The organism is Lacrimispora brassicae, assembly GCF_054772055.1.
Genome location: NZ_BRYH01000030.1, coordinates 16553 through 35310 on the forward strand (window position 1 = coordinate 16553; position 18758 = coordinate 35310).

Here is an 18758-nt window from a genome sequence, read left to right on the forward strand (position 1 = left end):
ATGACAAACATCCCTTGTTGGTACCATACACAAATCATTTTTTTTATCATATAAACCATTATAAGGAGTGATGACCGTATGCATAATTTTCTTCTTTTAGGCGGCGATTCAAGGCAGCTTTATTTAAACCAAATGTTGAACAAAAACGGCTTTCAAACAACCCTTCACCATAGCAGCGGGGATTCCTCGTTTTCCATGGAGGAAGCCATAAAAAACAGTGATGTTATCCTTTGCCCAATCCCCTTTACCAGAGACAAAATCAACCTGTTTTCCGTCAATGGCATGAATGACTTAGGGATAGGGAATCTTTTAAGCCTTCTGACATCTGACCACACCCTTTTTGGCGGAAGCATTCCTGCCTATGTAAAGGAATATGCCAAAGAAAACGGCATTGCATGTTTTGACTACATGGACATGGAGGATGTCACCGTAAAAAATACAATCGCCACCGCAGAGGGCACAATCGCAGAGGCGATCCGTTTAAGCCCCGGCTGTCTTCACAAAAGCAGGTGTCTGGTAACCGGCTTTGGCCGATGTGCAAAAACTCTGGCACTGAAACTAAAAGGCCTGGATGCAGACGTGACCATTGCAGGCCGGAATGAAACACAGCTTGTTGTGGCAGCTTCCATGGGATTTCATACCAGATCCTTTGGTGAGCTGTCTTCGGATATGGGGGACTATCAGTTTATCTTTAATACCATACCCGCCCTCATCCTGGAAAAAGATCTGATCAGTTCCATGGATCCGGACGTAACCATCATTGATATCGCATCCGCTCCCGGCGGCGTTGATTTTGATTTCTGCAAACAGCAGAATATCCGCGCCAGACTTTGTCCGGGACTGCCCGGGATCTATGCCCCCCAGTCATCAGCGGAAATTTTATTTGAAGCAATTGTGAAATACCTGTCGTAAAGGAGTGTCTTATGAAGCTGGAAGGAATAAAAGTAGGCCTGGCGATCACCGGGTCCTTTTGTACTTTTGATAAAATGGAAAAGGAAATAAAGGTTCTGGTGGATAAGGGAGCCATTATCTATCCCATCTTCTCCACCAATGTGCAGACAACGGATTCCCGTTTTGGTGATACCGGGGAATATATGAAGCGGATCTCCTCCATGACAGGCAATAAGCCCATACTGAGCCTGGAAGAAGCAGAGCCCATCGGGCCCAAAGGTTATCTGGATGTCCTGCTCATTGCCCCCTGTACCGGCAACACCCTGGCAAAGCTGGCCAACGGCATTACCGATACTCCGGTGCTCATGGCGGCCAAAGCCCATTTAAGAAATTCCAAGCCCCTGGTGATCTCTCTTTCCACCAATGATGCCCTTGGAATCAATTTTAAAAATGTGGGGGAATTATTTAATACAAAGAATATTTATTTCGTCCCCTTTGGCCAGGATGACCCGGTGAAAAAGCCTAATTCCATGATCGCCCATACGGACCGTATTGCCGATACCCTGGAATTTGCTTTAGACGGGAAACAGATTCAGCCTGTCATTTTTTAGTCCTTGAACACAAAAGCCTCAAAAACCTGGGAACGCCGGTTTTTGAGGCCTTTTTGCAGTCATATTATCATCAGGATTCTGCTTTCCCGCCATAGGAAAATAAGTTATAATACAAAAAGAATCATACATTGAAAGGAGCCTGTCTATGAATCAAACGTCAGTAGGGATCACCCTTAACAGCATTAAAAATATTCTTCCCCACACCCACAGCGGCCTGGAATGCCTGCTGCTGCTTAAGGGGAAACTGCAAGTAGAAATCAATGGTGAAACCTACCATATGTCTCCGGATGACATTGTGCTGATCAATTGCAGGGAGATCCACTCCTACTCTGCCCAGTATGATAATCTGGCCATTATGCTGATCATAGAAGAGGCTTTCTTAAAGAGTGAGTGCGAAGAAGTATTAAACAGCACCTTTCAGTGTAATTCCATTCTGCAAACAGATTCGGACAAGCTCTATGAAATCAAGCGTCTTCTCACCCGCATGCTCCTTGTCCATATGAAAAAGGAAGAAGGGTCTGACCTGGAATTCCGGGCTCTTTTGTTCCGATTCCTTGTTACCCTGATGCAGCGCTTTAAAATCGCGGACAATTCCTCTTATGGACAGCAAAAGCGTAACACGGCTTCTCTCAGCCATGTGGTAGATTATATCCACCGCAACTACACTTCTTCCATCACACTGTCGGATACAGCCAAACAGCTATACTTATCCCCCCAATATTTCTCCAAATATTTTAAAAGCAAAATGGGGACAGGCTTTTTGCAGTATTTAAACCAGGTCCGTCTGGAACATGCTGTAGTGAGTTTGCTGGGAACCAGCCAGCCTATTATTAAAATTGCCATGGATCATGGATTTGCCAATGCCAAAGCCTTTTCAGCCGCCTTCCGCAAGCAATACGGGAAGTCTCCGGGAGAATACAGGAAATTATATGCAAGGCCCATGAAAAAGAAGACCAGCAGTCTGGAGGTGATCACCTCGGGTATACAGGATAACCTGCTGGAACTGGTCAAATATATGAAACGCCATGATATGCATCATGATACGGCCCTGTATTCTCCGGATGCAATCAGGCTGGACATGACCCGGGCCACCTCCCTACTCCCTAAAAAACCGAAAAAAATGGTCCAGATCGGCCGCTTAACAGACATTCTTAAGGAAGAACTCATGGAGCAGCTAAGGGAGCTTCAGCGGCTGGATTTTGACTACATCTACTTTGAATCCTTTGACTTAGATGAGATCAGGTTAAAGGATGACTCTTTTTACTCCAATTATATCTACAATCAGTGCATTCATCAAATTGGGGAGCTTAAGCTGACCCCATACGTACAAATTGATGTGTCCCGTCAATTGGAGCGCTGCCAGGGCAACTTAAACGGCTATATAGAACGTCTGTCCTGCTTTGCCGGCATACTGCGCTCCAATACCAGTTGTCAGGCTATGGAGCAATGGAGGATTGAAGTCGCATGCAAGGATCCGGCCCATTTAAAAAGCTTTGCCGGTTTTTATAATTCACTTTGGAAGCGGTTAAAGGGAGAAGAGTTTAAGATTCAAATGGGCATCCTTGTCCCCGACTGGGCCTTAATGCCCGGAGAAGGGCATGAGGCTTTTTTTGAAGCCTTAAAGAACCTTATATCTCCTGCCAGTTTTGCCGGATTTCACGGATATCCCCACCCTTTTCCGGATCAGGACCATTCAAGAACGAGGCAGCAGCTAGAGAATTTTTACGAATGCCGTATTGAGGCCATAGAGGCGTCCTTTCGTATCCACGGGCTGCCTGCCCCTGCCTTGTATATGACCCGCTGGAATACCCTTGCAGGCGCCAGTGTAGCAGAATCCGGAGCCTTCTTCCGTTCCGCCCTGATCTTTGACACGATGATGAAATTATGCGGCAAGGTGGAGGCCATCGGATTTCCGGTCAGCACGTACCATATCCAGGAGTTTGAAGGAATCAGAGATTTTGGGATACTGGGCCTGTTTCTCATTAAAAAGATCAAACGCCCGGTTTACTTTGTGCTGGAAACCTTTAATTATGTAAGCGGCAGTCTGGTATTTTATAATAACAATCTTGTGGTTACCAAAGAAAGGGAGGATGAATTCCATATTGTCATATACAGCCCCTATTACATGAATCCCCTTTATTCTGTGGATCTGTATTTAATCGAACATGAGATTCATCAGATCACCCTGAGCCTCCAGGGACTGGCGCCGGGCACCTACCGGATCAAACGGTTTATATTTGACCAGGGAAGTGCAGGCATCTTTAACCGCTGGTCAGGAGCCGGTCTGCCGGATCTTAATGATCCCGATGTTACAGAATATCTGGAACGGGTCATACATCCGGATTTCTACTTTTTAGAACAGAAAATAGACGGGGAATGCTCTCTTCATACAAGTCTTACATTTAACGGCCTGGTGCTCTATGTAATAAAAAAGCAGTAAAATTATTAAAAAATGACCTCCAATTTTTATCCTGCCTTTATTACGGGCTTAAAAAAGGATGGAAACCCCCTACATTCTATACAAAAAATTATTTATTTTTTATATTTTTTTATATAAAATTTACTCATCAAGGGTGGGGCACCCGAAAAAAGAAAGAGGAGGTCTTTTATGAACAATTATTTAGACATCGCTAACGGCGGTGTGGTATTCCTGCTCTGCGCCATTGTAATTGCGTATGTGCTGGCACAAGCCGTCATCTTCATGCGCAAGGCCTGGGCAAGAGGATTAGAACTGGGTATGGAAAAAAGTGCTATGAAAAAGGTCATGATCAATAGCTGCGTGGTATCTGTTCTGCCAAGTTTGCCCATCCTGATCATCCTGTTGCTGCTGATGCCTTCCCTTGGACGCTATTTTCCATGGCTGCGCCTAAGCGTGGTTGGTTCCGGCGTGTATGAGAACATGGCGGCAGACGTTACTGCAAAGGCTTTTGGCCTTGAAGGCATTTCTGACAACCGGTTTTCCCTTGAGGTTTTCGTCAGCGCCATGTGGGTTATGACCATCGGCATCATCTGGGGCCCCCTGTACACCGCTTTTGGCTCCAAGCTGATTCAAAAGGGAATCAAGGTGTTAAAGGGAAAACAGGAAAAACGTTTCCAGGCAATCTTTGCTTCCATGTTCCTTGCACTGCTTTGTGTATTTTCAGGACCGTATTTATCCGCTCCTTTCCGGTTAGGGACCACAGGCCTTATAGGTCTTGTTCCGCTGCTGGTGGTGATCGCCTCCATGGCAATCAGCTTGCTTCTGGACATTGCAGCTAAAAAAAGCAATATCAAGGCCCTGTCGGAATTTTGCTTCCCTATCAGCCTTGTTTTTGGCATGATCTCTGCAATTATATTCAGTCAGATATTAGGGTAAAGGAGGAGAAAATAAATGAAACAGAACGATTACTACAGTTCCATCCACCGGTTAGGGCGCTGGTCCACCCTGATCGGCATTGCACTTATGTTTATGGTGCCCATTGCTACCACAATTATTTATGATGTGAAACTGAATACCACTGCCATAATAGCTGCTGCGATCCAGCTTTGTATCGTATTTATCCCTACCCAGCTTACTGAAGTTATCTCTTTTTCACCCATCCTGGGAGCCGGCGGAACTTATCTTTCTTTTATTACCGGTAATGTTATGAACATGAAACTTCCTGCTGCTGCCGCAGGCCACCGCCTTATGAATGTGGAGCCTCACAGCGACGAGGGAGAAGTGGTTTCCGTGCTCGCCATCGGCATGTCCTCCATCACAACTACTTCGATCATATTTGCAGGCATGTTCTTATTCACTCCTTTTATTCACTATTTGGAGAACCCCGTATTAAAACCGGGCTTTAGCAGCGTTATGCCGGCACTTCTTGGAACCATGCTGCTGCCCTATCTGCGTAAGAACTTTCCATTGGCAATCACCCCACTCATCATCAGCACCTTATCAGGGGTCATTTTTGCCGCCAAATACGGCCAGGTTCAGGGATATCTGCTTCTTGTTACAATGATTCTTTCAGTGGGAGCATCTATTTTAATTACAAATGCCAAAAGCAAATAAGATGGAAACAAGGAAGGGAGACTGGCTATGAGCGGCAAAGAACGTATTATAGAATTAATTGAACAAAAAAAGGAGTTATTTACGGACCTCTCCGATCAGATATGGGGATTTGCAGAGACCCGTTTTGCCTTAAAAAAATCTGCTGATTTGTTATGCGGTGCAATGGAAAAAGAAGGATTTAAGATCACCAGGAACCTTGCAGGAATGAAGGATGCCTTTATTGCAGAGTATGGCCAGGGAAGCCCTGTGATCGGTATTCTGGCCGAATACGATGCTCTGACTAATATGAGCCAGGAATCCGATGTTGCGTCTCCATGCCCCATCAATGCAGGGGAAAGCGGCCACGGCTGCGGCCATCACTTATTAGGTGCAGGAGCGGCCGCAGGCGCAGTGGGTATTAAGGATTATATGGAGGAAGCCGGATTATCCGGTACCATCCGCCTGTTTGGCTGCCCCGCAGAGGAAAGCGGCTACGGGAAGGCATTTATGGCGAGGGATGGCATTTTTCATGACACAGATGTTGCCCTTACCTGGCATCCCATGGATTCTACAGGCCTTTGGGATTTCAGCTCTCTGGCAGTATTCCAGACATATTTCCGGTTTAAAGGACGTGCAGCCCATGCCGCCGCAGCGCCGGAGCATGGACGCAGCGCCTTGGATGCTGCAGAATTAATGAACATTGGAGTGAACTTTTTAAGAGAACATATCATTGATGAAGGACGGGTCCATTATGCCTTTACCGACGCAGGCGGAACTTCGGCCAATGTGGTACAGCCTACGGCAGAGCTTTACTATTTTGTCCGGGCGCCCAGGACAGACCAGGCAAAGGAAATTTACGACCGCGTGGTCAAGATCGCCCAGGGAGCGGCAATGATGACGGAAACAGAATTGGAAATCGACTTTGACTCCGCCTGTGCCAGCTATCTGGTCAATCAGGAGCTGGGCAGAGTAATGTATAATAATTTAAAGCAGGTGAGCCCAATTGAATACACCCCGGAAGAAATGGCCTATGCAAAACAGTTCTATGACCAGCTTCCGGAACCTACCAAAAACCAGATCGCAAGGAAGATCCAGGCATTTCTCCCAGGTGAGGAAAAATCAGTCATTGAAGAGGAAGCCAAAAGCCCTATAAACCGCCTGGTTGCCCCCCTTACATTCCCCAATAAGCCTATGAGCGGTTCCACGGATGTAGGAGATGTGAGCTGGACCATCCCTACGGTCACCGCAGTTGTTACCACTGCGCCAAACGGAACTCCCGCCCATTCCTGGCAGTGGGTCGCCACCGGTAAATCAAGCATTGCCCATAAGGGAATGATCACTGCCGGAAAGACCATTGCAATGACGGCTCTTGACCTTTTAGAGAATCCTGAAATCGTAAAGAAAGCAAAAGAAGAGCACAAAAGAAACCTTGGCGGCAAGCCCTATGAAAGCGCAATCCCGCCGCAGGTATCTCCCCGTTAAGACCTATCACCAAATAGAGGAGTTTTCCATATGTGCTATGACGGATGGGAGGCGGTTCTGTGTGCAGCACCGTCACCTCTAAGGCAGCCGCTTATGCCATAGGCATAGTACTTCAGAGACCTCGCCGACAATAGCCAACCTTTTAGATCGATGCTTTGATCATAAAAGGCTGGCTATTTTTTACCCGTAGTTCTCTTTAACTGGTCATGTAAAAAATTCAAACAGCTTTGGAGATTATCTATCTCTATATGCCATCTGCCCGCGCAGCAAAAAGATTTTAGCATATACTTTTGCCCACCAGCATCTTTCTTTTGGATCAATCCATTCTCTTATTAATTATTACAAATGCGGTTCATGTAATTTCTAATACTATTTGTATTATTTATTCCATTCGTATCATTTTGGTTAAAACTCATTAAATAATGTGATCTTGATTGATCATAAACTTTAAATCCAAATTCCTTATATAGTTCTTGAACTGAGTCGGATTTGTAAACGATCAGAAATATCGGCTTGTCTTTCTCCTTTGATAGCGATGTAATATGACTTAAATAAAACGATTCAATTCCTTTGTACTTAGCCAGCCCGGTAAGGTGGAGAGAGATCTCACTGATCCTATCTGCCTGTTCATTAAATGTGAAAAAACCCACAACCGTATCGTATAATCGTATTTTTTGAAAACAAGTACATGTTTGCATTTTGTGAAAATTATCAGTGTTTATTATAATTTGTATATCCTCGATCCAACTGCCATTGTATTCGTCTATGTATTTTTTTAAGCAAGTCCTTTTTATATTTATGTATTCTTCTAAGTCATTTGTGTTTACAGCCTGTAAGGAAAAACCTTTATTAATCAAGTCACCCGTTAATACCATATGTCCTCCTGACTGCCAGCACCACCTACCTGTTAATAGGTTTATGGCTATATGAGGAGAGATGGTGAGTATTGGCTATTTTGTTTTATGTGTTGCTATTATCATAATCGTATAAGTACATAAATATTACCATCTTTTGTTATGTGCTATATTTTCCCCAGCCAAACAAATACAAACACTTACTGCGAAAAAAGTTGCAGTACTATTTATAGACGATTCCTTTGATTATAACCAAAGAAACCGCCGGATCAAAATAAGTGATTTCACTCTTCTGCAATTATAATGTTAGTTTCTTTTGAGTATCTGTTCATTACAGTTTCTTCTACTCTCCAATCTGTCACAATGGCAGTAACATCCTTAAGTTCTGCAACTCTGAACAAAGAAGAACGGTCAAATTTTTTATGTTCACACAGAAAAAAAACATCTCTGGACTGTTTGGTCATAGCAATTTTACTTTTTGCTTCAAGTTCACTGGCAGAACTTAATCCAAATTGAAAATCAACACCATTGGCACCCAAGAAAGCTTTATCAAAATGCAATTGCTTAATTTGTTCCGTCGTAGTCGGACCTTCAATGGTTTGAGCATTATCCATATAGATTCCGCCAAGTACTATGATTTGGTAATTACTATGTTCTTTTATGATATTAAGTATATTGAGCGAGTTTGTAACTATAGTAAGATTTTTTGCTGTTAAATGTTCAGCCATTAATGTGGTAATAGTACTGGAATTGATTGCAATAATCTCTCCATCTTTTACCAATTGCGCGGCTCTTTTTCCAATGGCATTCTTAAGCTCGAAATCTTTCGTCCTTTTTTGTGCAAAGTTAAGATCTTCATTTAATTTTTCTACTAAAATTGCACCACCATGTGTTCTCTTTATCAAGCCGGCTTCTTCCATAGCAGTCAGGTCACGCCTGATTGTTGACGGTGAAACATGAAAATATTCCGACAGCATGGTAATGGTGGCACTTTTTTCTCTATCCAAAATATTCAGGATCTGTATCTTTCTTTCTTCCTCAAACATAGTTACCTCCAATATTTATCTTAAACTCTGATATTGCAGCGTTTTACACCATTCATATTATCACAAAACGAGCATTCGTGCAACATCATGCTCGTTTATGGTGATTTTCAACAATTTCATCATCTAAAACTTGGTTATTATGACATTTTTATTAAATTTCCTCACTTTTTCATGCTTATACATTGACCATTATGCTTATTTATGATAATATTCAATTGAAATTCTATCATAAATGAGCATATTGAGAAGGAGGAATTCACATTGCTAGTCAACAGTAAAAAGTTATTACAGCAGGCAAAATTATCAAAATGTGCATTACCAGCAATTAACGTTTTTAATCTCGCAGGAATAAAGGCTGCAATTCAGGCATCTAACGATTGGAAATGCCCATTGATCATCAGTCTCGCAGAAATCCATTTAGAAACCCTGAACATTGAGGAAGCCGCTCATATTATCCGTTATTATGCAGAAAAAGCCAATCAGCCAATTACGCTGCATTTGGATCACGGTTTTACCCCGAGCACTGTGCGAAGTGCAATCGACCATGGGTTTACTTCTGTCATGATTGATGCTTCAAGCAACAGTTTTGAAGAAAACGTCAGGATTACAAAAGAAATTGTAAATTACGCGCATATCAAAGGGGTAACTGTAGAAGCTGAAATTGGTCATGTGGGCGGCGGTGAATCTTATGTTGATCCGGAAAAAGACAGTTCCATGCTGACAGAAGCAGGGGATGCCGTTAACTTTGTGGAACAAACGAATGTTGATTCACTAGCCGTATCCATCGGAACAGCTCACGGAGCATACAAAGGAATTCCCAAATTGGATTTTAAGCGCCTTCAGGAAATTGCTGAAAGTGTTTCTATTCCATTAGTACTCCATGGAGGTTCCGGTTCGGGAGATGAAAATCTGAAAAAAGCAGTGGAGTTAGGAATCTGCAAAGTAAATGTATTTACAGATACATTGAATGCCGCACAAGAAAAAATAGATCCTAATAAAAATATCTATGATAATTATTTTACAACCATAGATGCAATAAAGGATTGTATTTGTCACTACTATGATGTATTTGGCACAAAGAGGGGGAACTTTCATGCTTAAGGATGTATTTATAGCTGATGCCTGTATATTTGATTTACAGGGTACTACAAAAGATGAAGTGTTCATGCAGATGAGCGAAATGCTTAAAAAGCATAACCGGATCAACAATCAGGAGCAATTTGCAGAAGCTTTGATGAAACGTGAGGCAGAGGGACCCACAGGTATGGGAAATGAAGTTGCCATTCCCCACGGAAAAAGTAGCTGTGTACAGGCTCCGACAGTTATCTTTGGCAGACATAAACAGGGTATTTCTTACGAATCCCTTGACAGCCTTCCCATAAAATATTTTTTTATGATAGCGGTACCAGAAACAACCGCAGATGAGCATCTGAAAATACTGTCAATGCTTGCCAGAAAATTAATGCATGATGATTTTATCAGCAGCATCAAAGGGGCGGACTCAGGTTCTGAAATTGAATCGTTACTTTAATTTACACTATTAGATAGGGGGATAAACATTATGGCAAAGAAAATAGTAGCAGTAACCGCCTGTACCACCGGCATAGCCCATACCTATATGGCAGCTGAAAAGCTGGAGCAAACCGCCCAAAAGCTAGGCTATGAAATCAAAGTAGAGACCCAGGGAGCATCCGGACAGGAGAATCCCCTGACTACAGAGGACATCAACTCTGCCGATGTAATTATACTGGCCGTTGACAAGAACATTGACATGAGCCGGTTTGCCGGTAAAGATGTACTGATTGTAGCCGCCAGCAAAGCGATTAAAGATTCAGAGACACTTTTTAACGATGCTTTTAGTAAAATCGGAACTACCAGGGTGAAGTCAAGCGAAGACTCTGATGATTTAATCAATGCCGGAAACTTCAAAGGAGTATATAAGCACATCATGAGCGGTGTCTCCTACATGATACCCGTTGTTGTTGCCGGCGGAATTTTGCTGGCCCTGTCCTTCGCATTTGGCATCTACGCTTTCAAGGAAGAAGGCTCTCTCCCATGGGTACTGTACCAGATCGGAGCCACTTCCGCTCTGTCATTGATGGTTCCTGTATTAGCTGGTTTTATTGGTCATTCTATCGCAAATAAATCCGGTTTTGCACCAGCTATCGTTGGCGGTATTATTGCCAATTCCATCGGCGCAGGCTTCCTGGGCGGAATATTGGCAGGTTTGATCGCAGGCTATCTGGTACTGTTTCTAAATAAAAAAATCAAAGTTCCCAAATCCCTGCAGGGATTAAAAACAATATTAATCATACCCGTACTTTCCACATTAATCGTTGGCCTTCTTCTTTACTATGTGATCGGCAGTCCTATCCAGGCACTTATGAAGGCTATAACCGACTTCCTGTCTTCCATGAGCGGAGCAAGTGTTGTCATTTTGGGAATTCTCTTCGGACTATTTTATTTCGATTTAGGCGGCCCATGTTCAAAGGTAATCTATACCTTCGGAGTCGGAGCTCTTTCAGAACAGGTATATGGCCCCATGGCCGCCGCAATGGTTTGCGGTATGGTTCCTCCTCTTGGCATTGCCTTGTCCACGTTTGTTCATAAAAAAATCTGGACAAAAGCGGAACGTGAGACAGGAAAAGCTGCATTGGTTTTGGGGTTAAGCTTCATTACTGAAGGTGCTATTCCTTTTGCTGCCAGTGATCCATTTACAGTTCTTCCTGCATGCATGGTAGGCAGTGCTGTCGGTTCCATCGTTTCTTTCTTAATGAAGGTTGAAATAAGGGCACCTCACGGCGGTTTCTTCCTTGCACTCATTCCCAATGCCATCAGCAATTTGCCAGGCTTCTTCGTCGCCCTGCTGGCAGGATCTGTGTCAACGGCTGTTGTTTTAGGTATCCTTAAAACAATTCGCACGAAAAAGACCGGAACAACAGCAGAAAAATAATACTTATGGATATTTTATATTCTGATGGCATGCTCATCTGAAATTTATGGCGATACAGGGGAGTATATTACATAAATCAGAGGCAGAATAACGGCATATTTATCACCGAAAGGATATTTCTGGGATTAAGAGCAGGTCATCTCTCTATGAACGCGGCATAAGCAGCTGGGATCAGATCTTAGGCCGGCCGGTCTACTAAATGAAGAGTGCCCGATGCAGCATCTGCGAAAAAAACAAAAGACGGAACGGCTGAAAACTGAATTGGCAAAGGGCCGTTCCAACCTTATTACTCAGGCACATATCTAATCCTCATCAGGCGGGAAGCCATTCTCCAAAGACACAAAAATTTACACTCTCATCTAAAAGGCCAATGAGAATTTCCATCCCAATCGGCCTTTTATACCTCCTACCATATACGATTCCCGAATCCCCGCCGAAATCCCCATCTTAAAACAATCCTCTGAGGTCATCCATATTACTTTTCAGCAATTCCAGCTCCAGCCGGCTCAAAAAAATAAAATTAGGTCAAGAGTGACAGGTACTTTTGCGTTTTCTTATCATAACATAAGACAAATTGTTTTATTGAAAGGTAGTAATATTATGGCTTCTTGCCCTGTAGGACTGTCTCCTTATACCATCCGATCCGGTGATACTCTATGGCTGATCTCGCAACGTTATTATACTTCCACCGGCGCAATTATGGCCGCAAATCCAGGTTTAAATCCAAATAACTTACAAGTGGGGCAGACCATTTGTATTCCGTCAAGAAGAGCCCCCCGCCCTCCGGTCCCCACTCCTCCTTCCGGCGGAACATCAGGAGGCGGTCCGAACCGCTGTCCTGTAGGCCTTCGTTCCCATACCCTTCAGCGAAATGATACCTTATGGCTTCTTTCCCAACGTTATTGTACCACCGTAGAAAGCATTATGGCCCTGAACCCTGGAATAAATCCCAATAATCTAAGGGCCGGACAGACAATCTGGATACCGGCCGGATACCGGCTGCCCAATCTGCCCTTCTGGTTCCGTTCCCAGGATGTCACACCGGATGAAGCTGCCAGCGGTGATCAGATTCCCTTATGCATGGAAGATACCCATTCCTATGTAGTTGAATCCGGAGATACGCTATGGATGCTTTCTCAGCGTTTCCAGACCACCCCAGAAGAAATCATGGTCGTAAACCCAGGAATAAATCCTGTCAACCTGTTAGTAGGGCAGGTGATCTGTATTCCCAGGAGACGAAATAACGTTCCCCAGCCGCCTGTACCGCAGCCCACACCTCAGCCGACTCCTCAACCAACACCACAGCCCATGCCTGAGCCGGAACCACCTCTTTTCCTCTGGGTGAGTAAGGAAGAGCAGAATTTAAACAACTACCTTCGTCTTTTGTGGTCACAACATGCTTATTGGGCCAGAATTGCAATGCAGAGCATGATACTGGATTCTCCGGATGCACAATCAGTTGCTAATCGTCTGATGCAGAATCCAAAAGACTTAGAAATAGCTTTACAGTCTTTCTACGGAGATGACGTTGCTGCAAGTTTCGCAGAGCTGCTCAACCAGCACATTGCTATTGCCAATGAATTCCTGACGGCTGCAAAAGCGGATAATGAGGCCGCAGCGGCTGATGCCGAAAAGCGATGGTACGAAAATGCCGATCAAATTGCAGCTTTTATAGGGAACATTAATCCAAATTGGTCATCTGAAGAATGGAAAAAACTGCTTCGCGACCATCTTGCGCTTCTAAAAGAAGACATATGCAATATGTTATCCGGTAATTTCGATGACAGCATCGGTACATTTACCGATATTGAGAGTGGGGCACTTGAAATGGCCGATATTATGACCCTGGGGATTGTAAGGCTGTTTCCTCAATATTTCAGATAAGCTAAATCAGGACCATTGGCTTATCCGGCAGTTCACCACCTCTATATCTGTTGCCAAAACGTTCCTCTCAAGCCCTTTGCAGCATTCAAAAGGAGCAAGCATGATATGCTTAAAAAGCTTGCATTGCTTTGGTTTTAGATGAGATAAATTGTCCTAGGGAGAAATAAGATACTTATACCTGAAAAGTCCGTAGTTATTTTGGCTTTTCAACTGATTGAAAATTTATTGGGAACCAGGTAGCGGCAGGCAGTTCCTGTTCCAGGTTCCTTTATGTAATTATTTTTTGCAGCCACTAAGTTCCATAAAGCTGTCTGGAATTTAAAGATTAGGCTGGAAAATATTTGCGTATTGGAACCTGGACCTGAAACCAGACTTTTAAAGTATTATGCTGTCAGCTAATTTCAAACAAGGATATCTCAAGGCATCCTTTCCACTTGATCGTGTCATAAGGGGTGTCGGGGAATACCACCATAGTGATCATAGTAAGCCCTCCGTCCGCAAATACTTCCAGAACAGATACATCAAAGATCACTTCAAGGTCCCAGCCTCCTTCCTTCAGGCGCTTTGCGGAAGCCACGGAATATTCCGGCGTCATAAACTGTTCGTCAAACTCCCGGTATCCGGCAATGGTCCGGTTCACAATTACAGTATCTTCTGTCACTTCAATTTCCAGTCTCTGCCCTTCGCTGTTTGACAAATAGAGTCTTCCCTCTCCTTCCCCTTTGATTTTCAAACCAAAGGTTTCTGTCATCAGATGGGCACCACTGCTGACCGGATAGGCCATATGCCGGAACTTATCAAGGCCTTCCGCATGTCCTGCCAGCCGGTATCCTTCCTTTGTTTCACAAATAGACAGCCTTCTTGCCAGAGTCGCCTGCCCGCAGAATTCATTGGTGGGTACCTTGGAGGCATAAGCCCAGTTCATGGCCCAGCTCATAAACAGCGGAGTATCATAATTCTGGAATGTAACGCCTGCATAATTGTCAAAACCATCATCCAGCCAAAGTACCTCTTCTGCAGGATGAGTACAGATAAACCTGTCCCCGTTAAAATCTCCTATAAAATACTGGGTCCTGCAGCGCTCTTGATCCGTCTTGGTCATGCTTACTGCCAAAATCCAGAACACTTTATTATCATACTTGATCCGAAACAGATCCGGACATTCCCATACGCCTTTTACATGATTGCCTTCAGGGCCGAACTCTCCTGTTTTTTCCCATTTTTTCAGATCAAGGGAACTGTAAAAATAAACCCTGTCCTGAGCAGCCAGCACCAGGCTCCAACAGCGATGAACAGGATTCCAGAACGCCTTAGGATCCCTGAAATCAGGAATACCTGGGTTTTCAATTACAGGATTCAAATAAGACTTTTCAAAGTGCGTTCCCCCATCCACGCTGTAAGCAATGCTTTGCTGCTCCAATCCTGTCTCCTTGTCGTGGCTGGTATAAACGGAGATTACCGGAGGATTTTCCTTGGTACCGTAACCGGAAGTGTTATATTTATCATAAACGCTGCTGCCTGAGAAAATATAACCCAATTCATCAGGATACAGCGCCATAGGGAGATGCTCCCAATGCAGCAGATCCTTAGTCACTGCGTGTCCCCAGTGCATAGGCCCCCATATGGTATCACTGGGATATTTCTGGTAGCAAAAATGGTAAGTCCCGTTTATATACACCATACCGTTGGGATCGTTCATCCAGTTATCGGTTGGAGTAAAATGAATTCTGGGACGAAAATCTCTTATTCCTTTTGTGCTCATGGCGTTCCTTCCCTTTCCAGTTTATTATCTATCTGCTACTGAAGATGGTAAATCTGCGCAGTTAAATCCCCTTGTATGGAGATTTTGTCATAGGGAACATCCGGATACACTGTCATAGATGCCGTTTCCAGCCCCTTGTCTGCAAATACTTCCAGATAAGATACATCAAACAATAGTTCCATATCAATATCTCCGCCCAAAAGGCGCTTTGCTTCTCCCAGGGAATGAAGCTTATTACAATAATTCTCCGAAAAATCACCGGCTCCTGCCCGGGACCGGTCTATTCTGATACTCTCTTTTTTGATCTCGATTACCAGCTCCTGCTTCCTTTCATTTGAAAATATTATTTTACCGGATTGCCCCTGCACTTTCAATCCGAAGCATTCACTGATCAAGGAATCCCCGTCAGCAACAGGGTAAGAAACAGCACGCAGGCGATCCAATCCAAAAGGCTTTGCCGCGAGCCGCAAGCCCCTTTCCGTCTTTACCAGGGAAAGTTCTCTGGCCACAGTCATCAATCCCGCAAATTCTCCGGTAGGTGCCTGATTGGCATATTCCGGGCTGACTCCCCAGCCCAAATAGATCGGCTTGCCATAATTATGAAAAGTAACCCCTGCATAATTGTCAAATCCAAAATCCAGCCAAAGAGGTTCCTTTTCCTGCTCAACGGCTCGGAATGTGTCTCCGTCAAACTCCCCGATAAAATACTGGATATTGGCGCAGCTTTTTCCCGGAAGCGCCATCATGCTCACCAGCATCACCCATTTTTCTCCTTCTTCCGTTTGAAGAGGAAACAGGTCCGTACATTCCCATGTACTTCCCACCAAATCCTCTTCTCTTCCGAACTCGCCTGTCTTTTCCCAGCTTTTCAAATCCTGGGATGCATAAATATAAGCACAGTCTTTGGCCGCCAGAATCATGCTCCAGCAGTTCTTCTTCCTGTTCCAGAATACCTTGGGATCTCTGAAATCCGTCAGACCTGGATTCTCAATGACAGGATTGCCGTAATATTTTTCAAAATGGTATCCTCCATCCAGACTGTAAGCAATGCTTTGGCACTCATGCCTGTCTTCTGCACGGTGACTGGTATACATGGCTACCACAGGAATGATTCCATCCTTTCCAAAGCCTGATGTATTTTCTTTATCATAAGCCATACTTCCCGAGAAAATATATCCCAGCTCATCGGGATGCAGGGCGGTTGGATGATGCTCCCAATGGAGCAGATCCCTGCTGACAGCATGTCCCCAATGCATCGGCCCCCAGACGGGCTGTTCCGGATGATACTGATAATAAAGATGCCATAGACCATCCATGTATACCATTCCATTGGGATCATTGCTCCAGTTTTTCAGCGGTGTAAAATGTACCTTTGGCCTGAAATTACGTACACCCCTTGTACTCATTATCTTATCCTCCTAGCAATATAGCAGAGCTGCCGTACAGCCTATTCTGTGTGGCAGCCCTGTTAATTTTTTATTATTTTACAGCGTTCTTTGCTCTGTCTACAGCAGCCTGGTAAATATCAACGATATCCTTTACTCCGGCTGATTCCAGTTCGTTCTTATAGCTTGACCAGCTTGTATCATCTACGCCTTCTGTAATCCATTTTGCAATGTAACGGTCTACAATGTTGGAAACTGTGGGCTGAACCTGTGCAAGCCTTGCGATCTCGTCGGTTGTCATCATTACTTTTGGAATTGTCTCATATTCCTTCAGAATATCTTCTTTGCCGTTGACTACCTGATATTCATAAAGCTTAACCGCATCAAAGGTATATTTAACAACTGAGTCATAATAGTCATCTAATACAGCCATTGGTGTACGGGTAATTGTGGTATTGGCACGCTGCTGGCCAAAGTCAGTCCATGGATCCTGGGTAATGATATGGCCTTTGTCATCCAAAGGTGTTTCCATGATGCCCTGGTCATTTTTCACGTAATTGTATCCCATAGCCCCCCAGTTGGTCTGGATGGAAATCTCCGGGTTTCCATAGATATAGTCATAGAATCTTGCCACCAGGTGAGGGAATTTACAGTCCGTTGTAATCGCACCGATAGATGAATCCTGCATTTCTGACTGGTTCAGCGCAAAGCCGACCTTTCCTGCTTCTCCCTCTAATCTTGGAAGAGGAACGTATTCATCATGCACATCCAGATTTACGATTTCCTGATCTGCCCAAACACCAAATGAACCGATTCTTGCTACATCCTCCTTAATCAGAGAGCTTTTAAATGCAGCACTTTCTGCATTTTCAAAAGAACCGTTCCATAACAATCCTTCTTTGTAAAGCATATTAAAGAACTCTGCTGTTTTCTTAATAGATTCATCCATTGCAGTAAAGGTCACTTTACCATCAATAATTCTCAAATGGTCAGCATATGGATTACCGCCGCAGTAAGAATCTGCATTTCCGAAGGCACCGGTAAATCTGTAGAATAAGTTATAAGAACCGAAACCATCCTGATTGTGCTGACCAAACCAGCTTGCCATTGGAATCTCATCGGCTTTGCCGTTTCCATTTAAATCGCCGCCGTCACGGAATGCTTTCAGACAGTCTACCCATTCATCCACGGTTGCAGGCACTTCTTTTCCCACCTTGTCCAGCCAGGTCTTGTTGATCAAAAATGGTCCAGGGGTGAGGATCAGACCCTTCATCTGTTCGATCCAGGGGAAGCCGTACATATGTCCGTCAGGGCTCTGTACTTCCATCATGTAGGACGGATTTTCATCCAGTATTTTCTTTAAGTTAGGCATGTAATCCTTTACAATGGTTTCTGTTGGAAGGAAGATATTCTGATCGGCATATTGGGCAACCGTAATACCAGACTGGGAACCCTCAAAATTCCAGAACACATCAGGAAGTTCATTGCTGGCAGTCAGCATTAAGTTGATTTTTTCTCCTGCATTTTCAGGTGGGATGGTGGTCCACTCAAAGGATATACCTGTATCCTCTGCCCATTTCTTTACCATATCAATATCTTCCGGCTTTGTTACACGCTGGGCATCACCAACGTTCAATACTTTGATCTTACCGTACTTTTCTTCAAACTTTGCAGGGTCCTTAATAATAGGAAGAGATCCATCCAATTGGATAATACCTGCTTCCACTGCTTCCTGCTCCTCTGCCGTCAGTTCTACTGCTCCCTTTCCCCCATCGGCTGTATTGCTGCTGCTTTTGGAGCCGCCGCATCCGGAAAGCAAAGATGCTGCAATTGACACAGAAAGAATGCCTGCTACTAATTTTCTTTTCATATTGATTC

At 44.1% G+C, this 18758-nt stretch carries 15 protein-coding genes; 10 read left to right on the forward strand and 5 right to left on the reverse strand.

The window, feature by feature from the left end; translation table 11 throughout:
- The first annotated feature begins 78 nt into the window (after nucleotides 1–78).
- From dpsA to ACYVD3_RS15200, 6 genes are all read left to right on the forward strand, one after another.
- On the forward strand, nucleotides 79–912 hold the full coding sequence (dpsA, locus tag ACYVD3_RS15175) for a dipicolinate synthase subunit DpsA (RefSeq protein ID WP_460643328.1): 834 nt from the start codon (nucleotides 79–81) through the stop codon (nucleotides 910–912).
- Between the two features lie 11 nt (nucleotides 913–923).
- Nucleotides 924–1502, forward strand: coding sequence for a dipicolinate synthase subunit B (locus tag ACYVD3_RS15180; RefSeq protein ID WP_460643329.1), 579 nt, complete (start codon nucleotides 924–926; stop codon nucleotides 1500–1502).
- A gap of 145 nt (nucleotides 1503–1647) precedes the next feature.
- Nucleotides 1648–3942 carry a helix-turn-helix domain-containing protein gene (locus tag ACYVD3_RS15185; RefSeq protein WP_460643330.1) on the forward strand — a complete coding sequence of 765 codons (2295 nt, stop codon included), beginning with the start codon at nucleotides 1648–1650 and terminating at the stop codon, nucleotides 3940–3942.
- 168 nt (nucleotides 3943–4110) lie between these two features.
- Nucleotides 4111–4857, forward strand: coding sequence for a DUF5058 family protein (locus tag ACYVD3_RS15190; protein WP_460643331.1), 747 nt, complete (start codon nucleotides 4111–4113; stop codon nucleotides 4855–4857).
- Nucleotides 4858–4872: 15 nt separating this feature from the next.
- Nucleotides 4873–5535: a hypothetical protein gene (locus ACYVD3_RS15195; RefSeq protein ID WP_460643332.1), complete on the forward strand. Its 663-nt coding sequence runs from the start codon at nucleotides 4873–4875 to the stop codon at nucleotides 5533–5535.
- A gap of 27 nt (nucleotides 5536–5562) precedes the next feature.
- Nucleotides 5563–6996, forward strand: coding sequence for an amidohydrolase (locus ACYVD3_RS15200; protein WP_460643333.1), 1434 nt, complete (start codon nucleotides 5563–5565; stop codon nucleotides 6994–6996).
- 332 nt (nucleotides 6997–7328) lie between these two features.
- Here ACYVD3_RS15200 and ACYVD3_RS15205 read toward each other — a convergent pair whose 3' ends face one another.
- Nucleotides 7329–7871 (reverse strand): hypothetical protein, encoded by a 543-nt coding sequence (locus ACYVD3_RS15205; protein WP_460643334.1) that lies wholly within the window; start codon nucleotides 7869–7871, stop codon nucleotides 7329–7331.
- Between the two features lie 263 nt (nucleotides 7872–8134).
- A complete protein-coding gene (locus ACYVD3_RS15210) occupies nucleotides 8135–8896 on the reverse strand; it encodes a DeoR/GlpR family DNA-binding transcription regulator (protein WP_460643335.1) in 762 nt (253 codons plus the stop codon).
- Between the two features lie 261 nt (nucleotides 8897–9157).
- On the opposite strand from ACYVD3_RS15210, the gene ACYVD3_RS15215 reads away from it, so the two are divergent.
- From ACYVD3_RS15215 to ACYVD3_RS15230, 4 genes are all read left to right on the forward strand, one after another.
- The gene (locus ACYVD3_RS15215) at nucleotides 9158–9997 is read left to right on the forward strand and encodes a class II fructose-bisphosphate aldolase (RefSeq protein ID WP_460643336.1); all 840 of its coding nucleotides are present in this window, start codon (nucleotides 9158–9160) and stop codon (nucleotides 9995–9997) included.
- Entirely contained in the window at nucleotides 9990–10427 is a 438-nt protein-coding gene (locus ACYVD3_RS15220; protein ID WP_460643337.1) for a PTS sugar transporter subunit IIA, read from the forward strand. Before ACYVD3_RS15215 ends, ACYVD3_RS15220 begins: the two co-directional genes overlap by 8 nt.
- Nucleotides 10428–10457: 30 nt before the next feature.
- Nucleotides 10458–11849: a PTS fructose transporter subunit IIC gene (locus ACYVD3_RS15225; protein ID WP_460643338.1), complete on the forward strand. Its 1392-nt coding sequence runs from the start codon at nucleotides 10458–10460 to the stop codon at nucleotides 11847–11849.
- 600 nt (nucleotides 11850–12449) lie between these two features.
- The gene (locus tag ACYVD3_RS15230; RefSeq protein ID WP_460643339.1) at nucleotides 12450–13733 is read left to right on the forward strand and encodes a LysM peptidoglycan-binding domain-containing protein; all 1284 of its coding nucleotides are present in this window, start codon (nucleotides 12450–12452) and stop codon (nucleotides 13731–13733) included.
- 391 nt (nucleotides 13734–14124) lie between these two features.
- Here the strand turns inward: ACYVD3_RS15230 and ACYVD3_RS15235 are convergent, their stop codons facing one another.
- The 3 genes from ACYVD3_RS15235 to ACYVD3_RS15245 form a co-directional block, all read right to left on the reverse strand.
- Nucleotides 14125–15495 (reverse strand): glycoside hydrolase family 32 protein, encoded by a 1371-nt coding sequence (locus ACYVD3_RS15235; RefSeq protein ID WP_460643340.1) that lies wholly within the window; start codon nucleotides 15493–15495, stop codon nucleotides 14125–14127.
- Nucleotides 15496–15530: 35 nt separating this feature from the next.
- Nucleotides 15531–16901 carry a GH32 C-terminal domain-containing protein gene (locus tag ACYVD3_RS15240; RefSeq protein WP_460643341.1) on the reverse strand — a complete coding sequence of 457 codons (1371 nt, stop codon included), beginning with the start codon at nucleotides 16899–16901 and terminating at the stop codon, nucleotides 15531–15533.
- Between the two features lie 73 nt (nucleotides 16902–16974).
- Entirely contained in the window at nucleotides 16975–18750 is a 1776-nt protein-coding gene (locus tag ACYVD3_RS15245) for an extracellular solute-binding protein (RefSeq protein ID WP_460643342.1), read from the reverse strand.
- Nucleotides 18751–18758: the final 8 nt, after the last annotated feature.

Coding starts and splice junctions, on each gene's coding strand:
- ACYVD3_RS15190 (WP_460643331.1), top strand. CDS start 4,111: ATGAACAATTATTTAGACATCGCTAACGGCGGTGTGGTATTCCTGCTC.
- ACYVD3_RS15220 (WP_460643337.1), top strand. CDS start 9,990: ATGCTTAAGGATGTATTTATAGCTGATGCCTGTATATTTGATTTACAG.
- ACYVD3_RS15225 (WP_460643338.1), top strand. CDS start 10,458: ATGGCAAAGAAAATAGTAGCAGTAACCGCCTGTACCACCGGCATAGCC.
- ACYVD3_RS15185 (WP_460643330.1), top strand. CDS start 1,648: ATGAATCAAACGTCAGTAGGGATCACCCTTAACAGCATTAAAAATATT.
- ACYVD3_RS15200 (WP_460643333.1), top strand. CDS start 5,563: ATGAGCGGCAAAGAACGTATTATAGAATTAATTGAACAAAAAAAGGAG.
- ACYVD3_RS15205 (WP_460643334.1), bottom strand. CDS start 7,871: ATGGTATTAACGGGTGACTTGATTAATAAAGGTTTTTCCTTACAGGCT.
- ACYVD3_RS15235 (WP_460643340.1), bottom strand. CDS start 15,495: ATGAGCACAAAAGGAATAAGAGATTTTCGTCCCAGAATTCATTTTACT.
- ACYVD3_RS15230 (WP_460643339.1), top strand. CDS start 12,450: ATGGCTTCTTGCCCTGTAGGACTGTCTCCTTATACCATCCGATCCGGT.
- dpsA (WP_460643328.1), top strand. CDS start 79: ATGCATAATTTTCTTCTTTTAGGCGGCGATTCAAGGCAGCTTTATTTA.
- ACYVD3_RS15245 (WP_460643342.1), bottom strand. CDS start 18,750: ATGAAAAGAAAATTAGTAGCAGGCATTCTTTCTGTGTCAATTGCAGCA.
- ACYVD3_RS15180 (WP_460643329.1), top strand. CDS start 924: ATGAAGCTGGAAGGAATAAAAGTAGGCCTGGCGATCACCGGGTCCTTT.
- ACYVD3_RS15210 (WP_460643335.1), bottom strand. CDS start 8,896: ATGTTTGAGGAAGAAAGAAAGATACAGATCCTGAATATTTTGGATAGA.
- ACYVD3_RS15195 (WP_460643332.1), top strand. CDS start 4,873: ATGAAACAGAACGATTACTACAGTTCCATCCACCGGTTAGGGCGCTGG.
- ACYVD3_RS15240 (WP_460643341.1), bottom strand. CDS start 16,901: ATGAGTACAAGGGGTGTACGTAATTTCAGGCCAAAGGTACATTTTACA.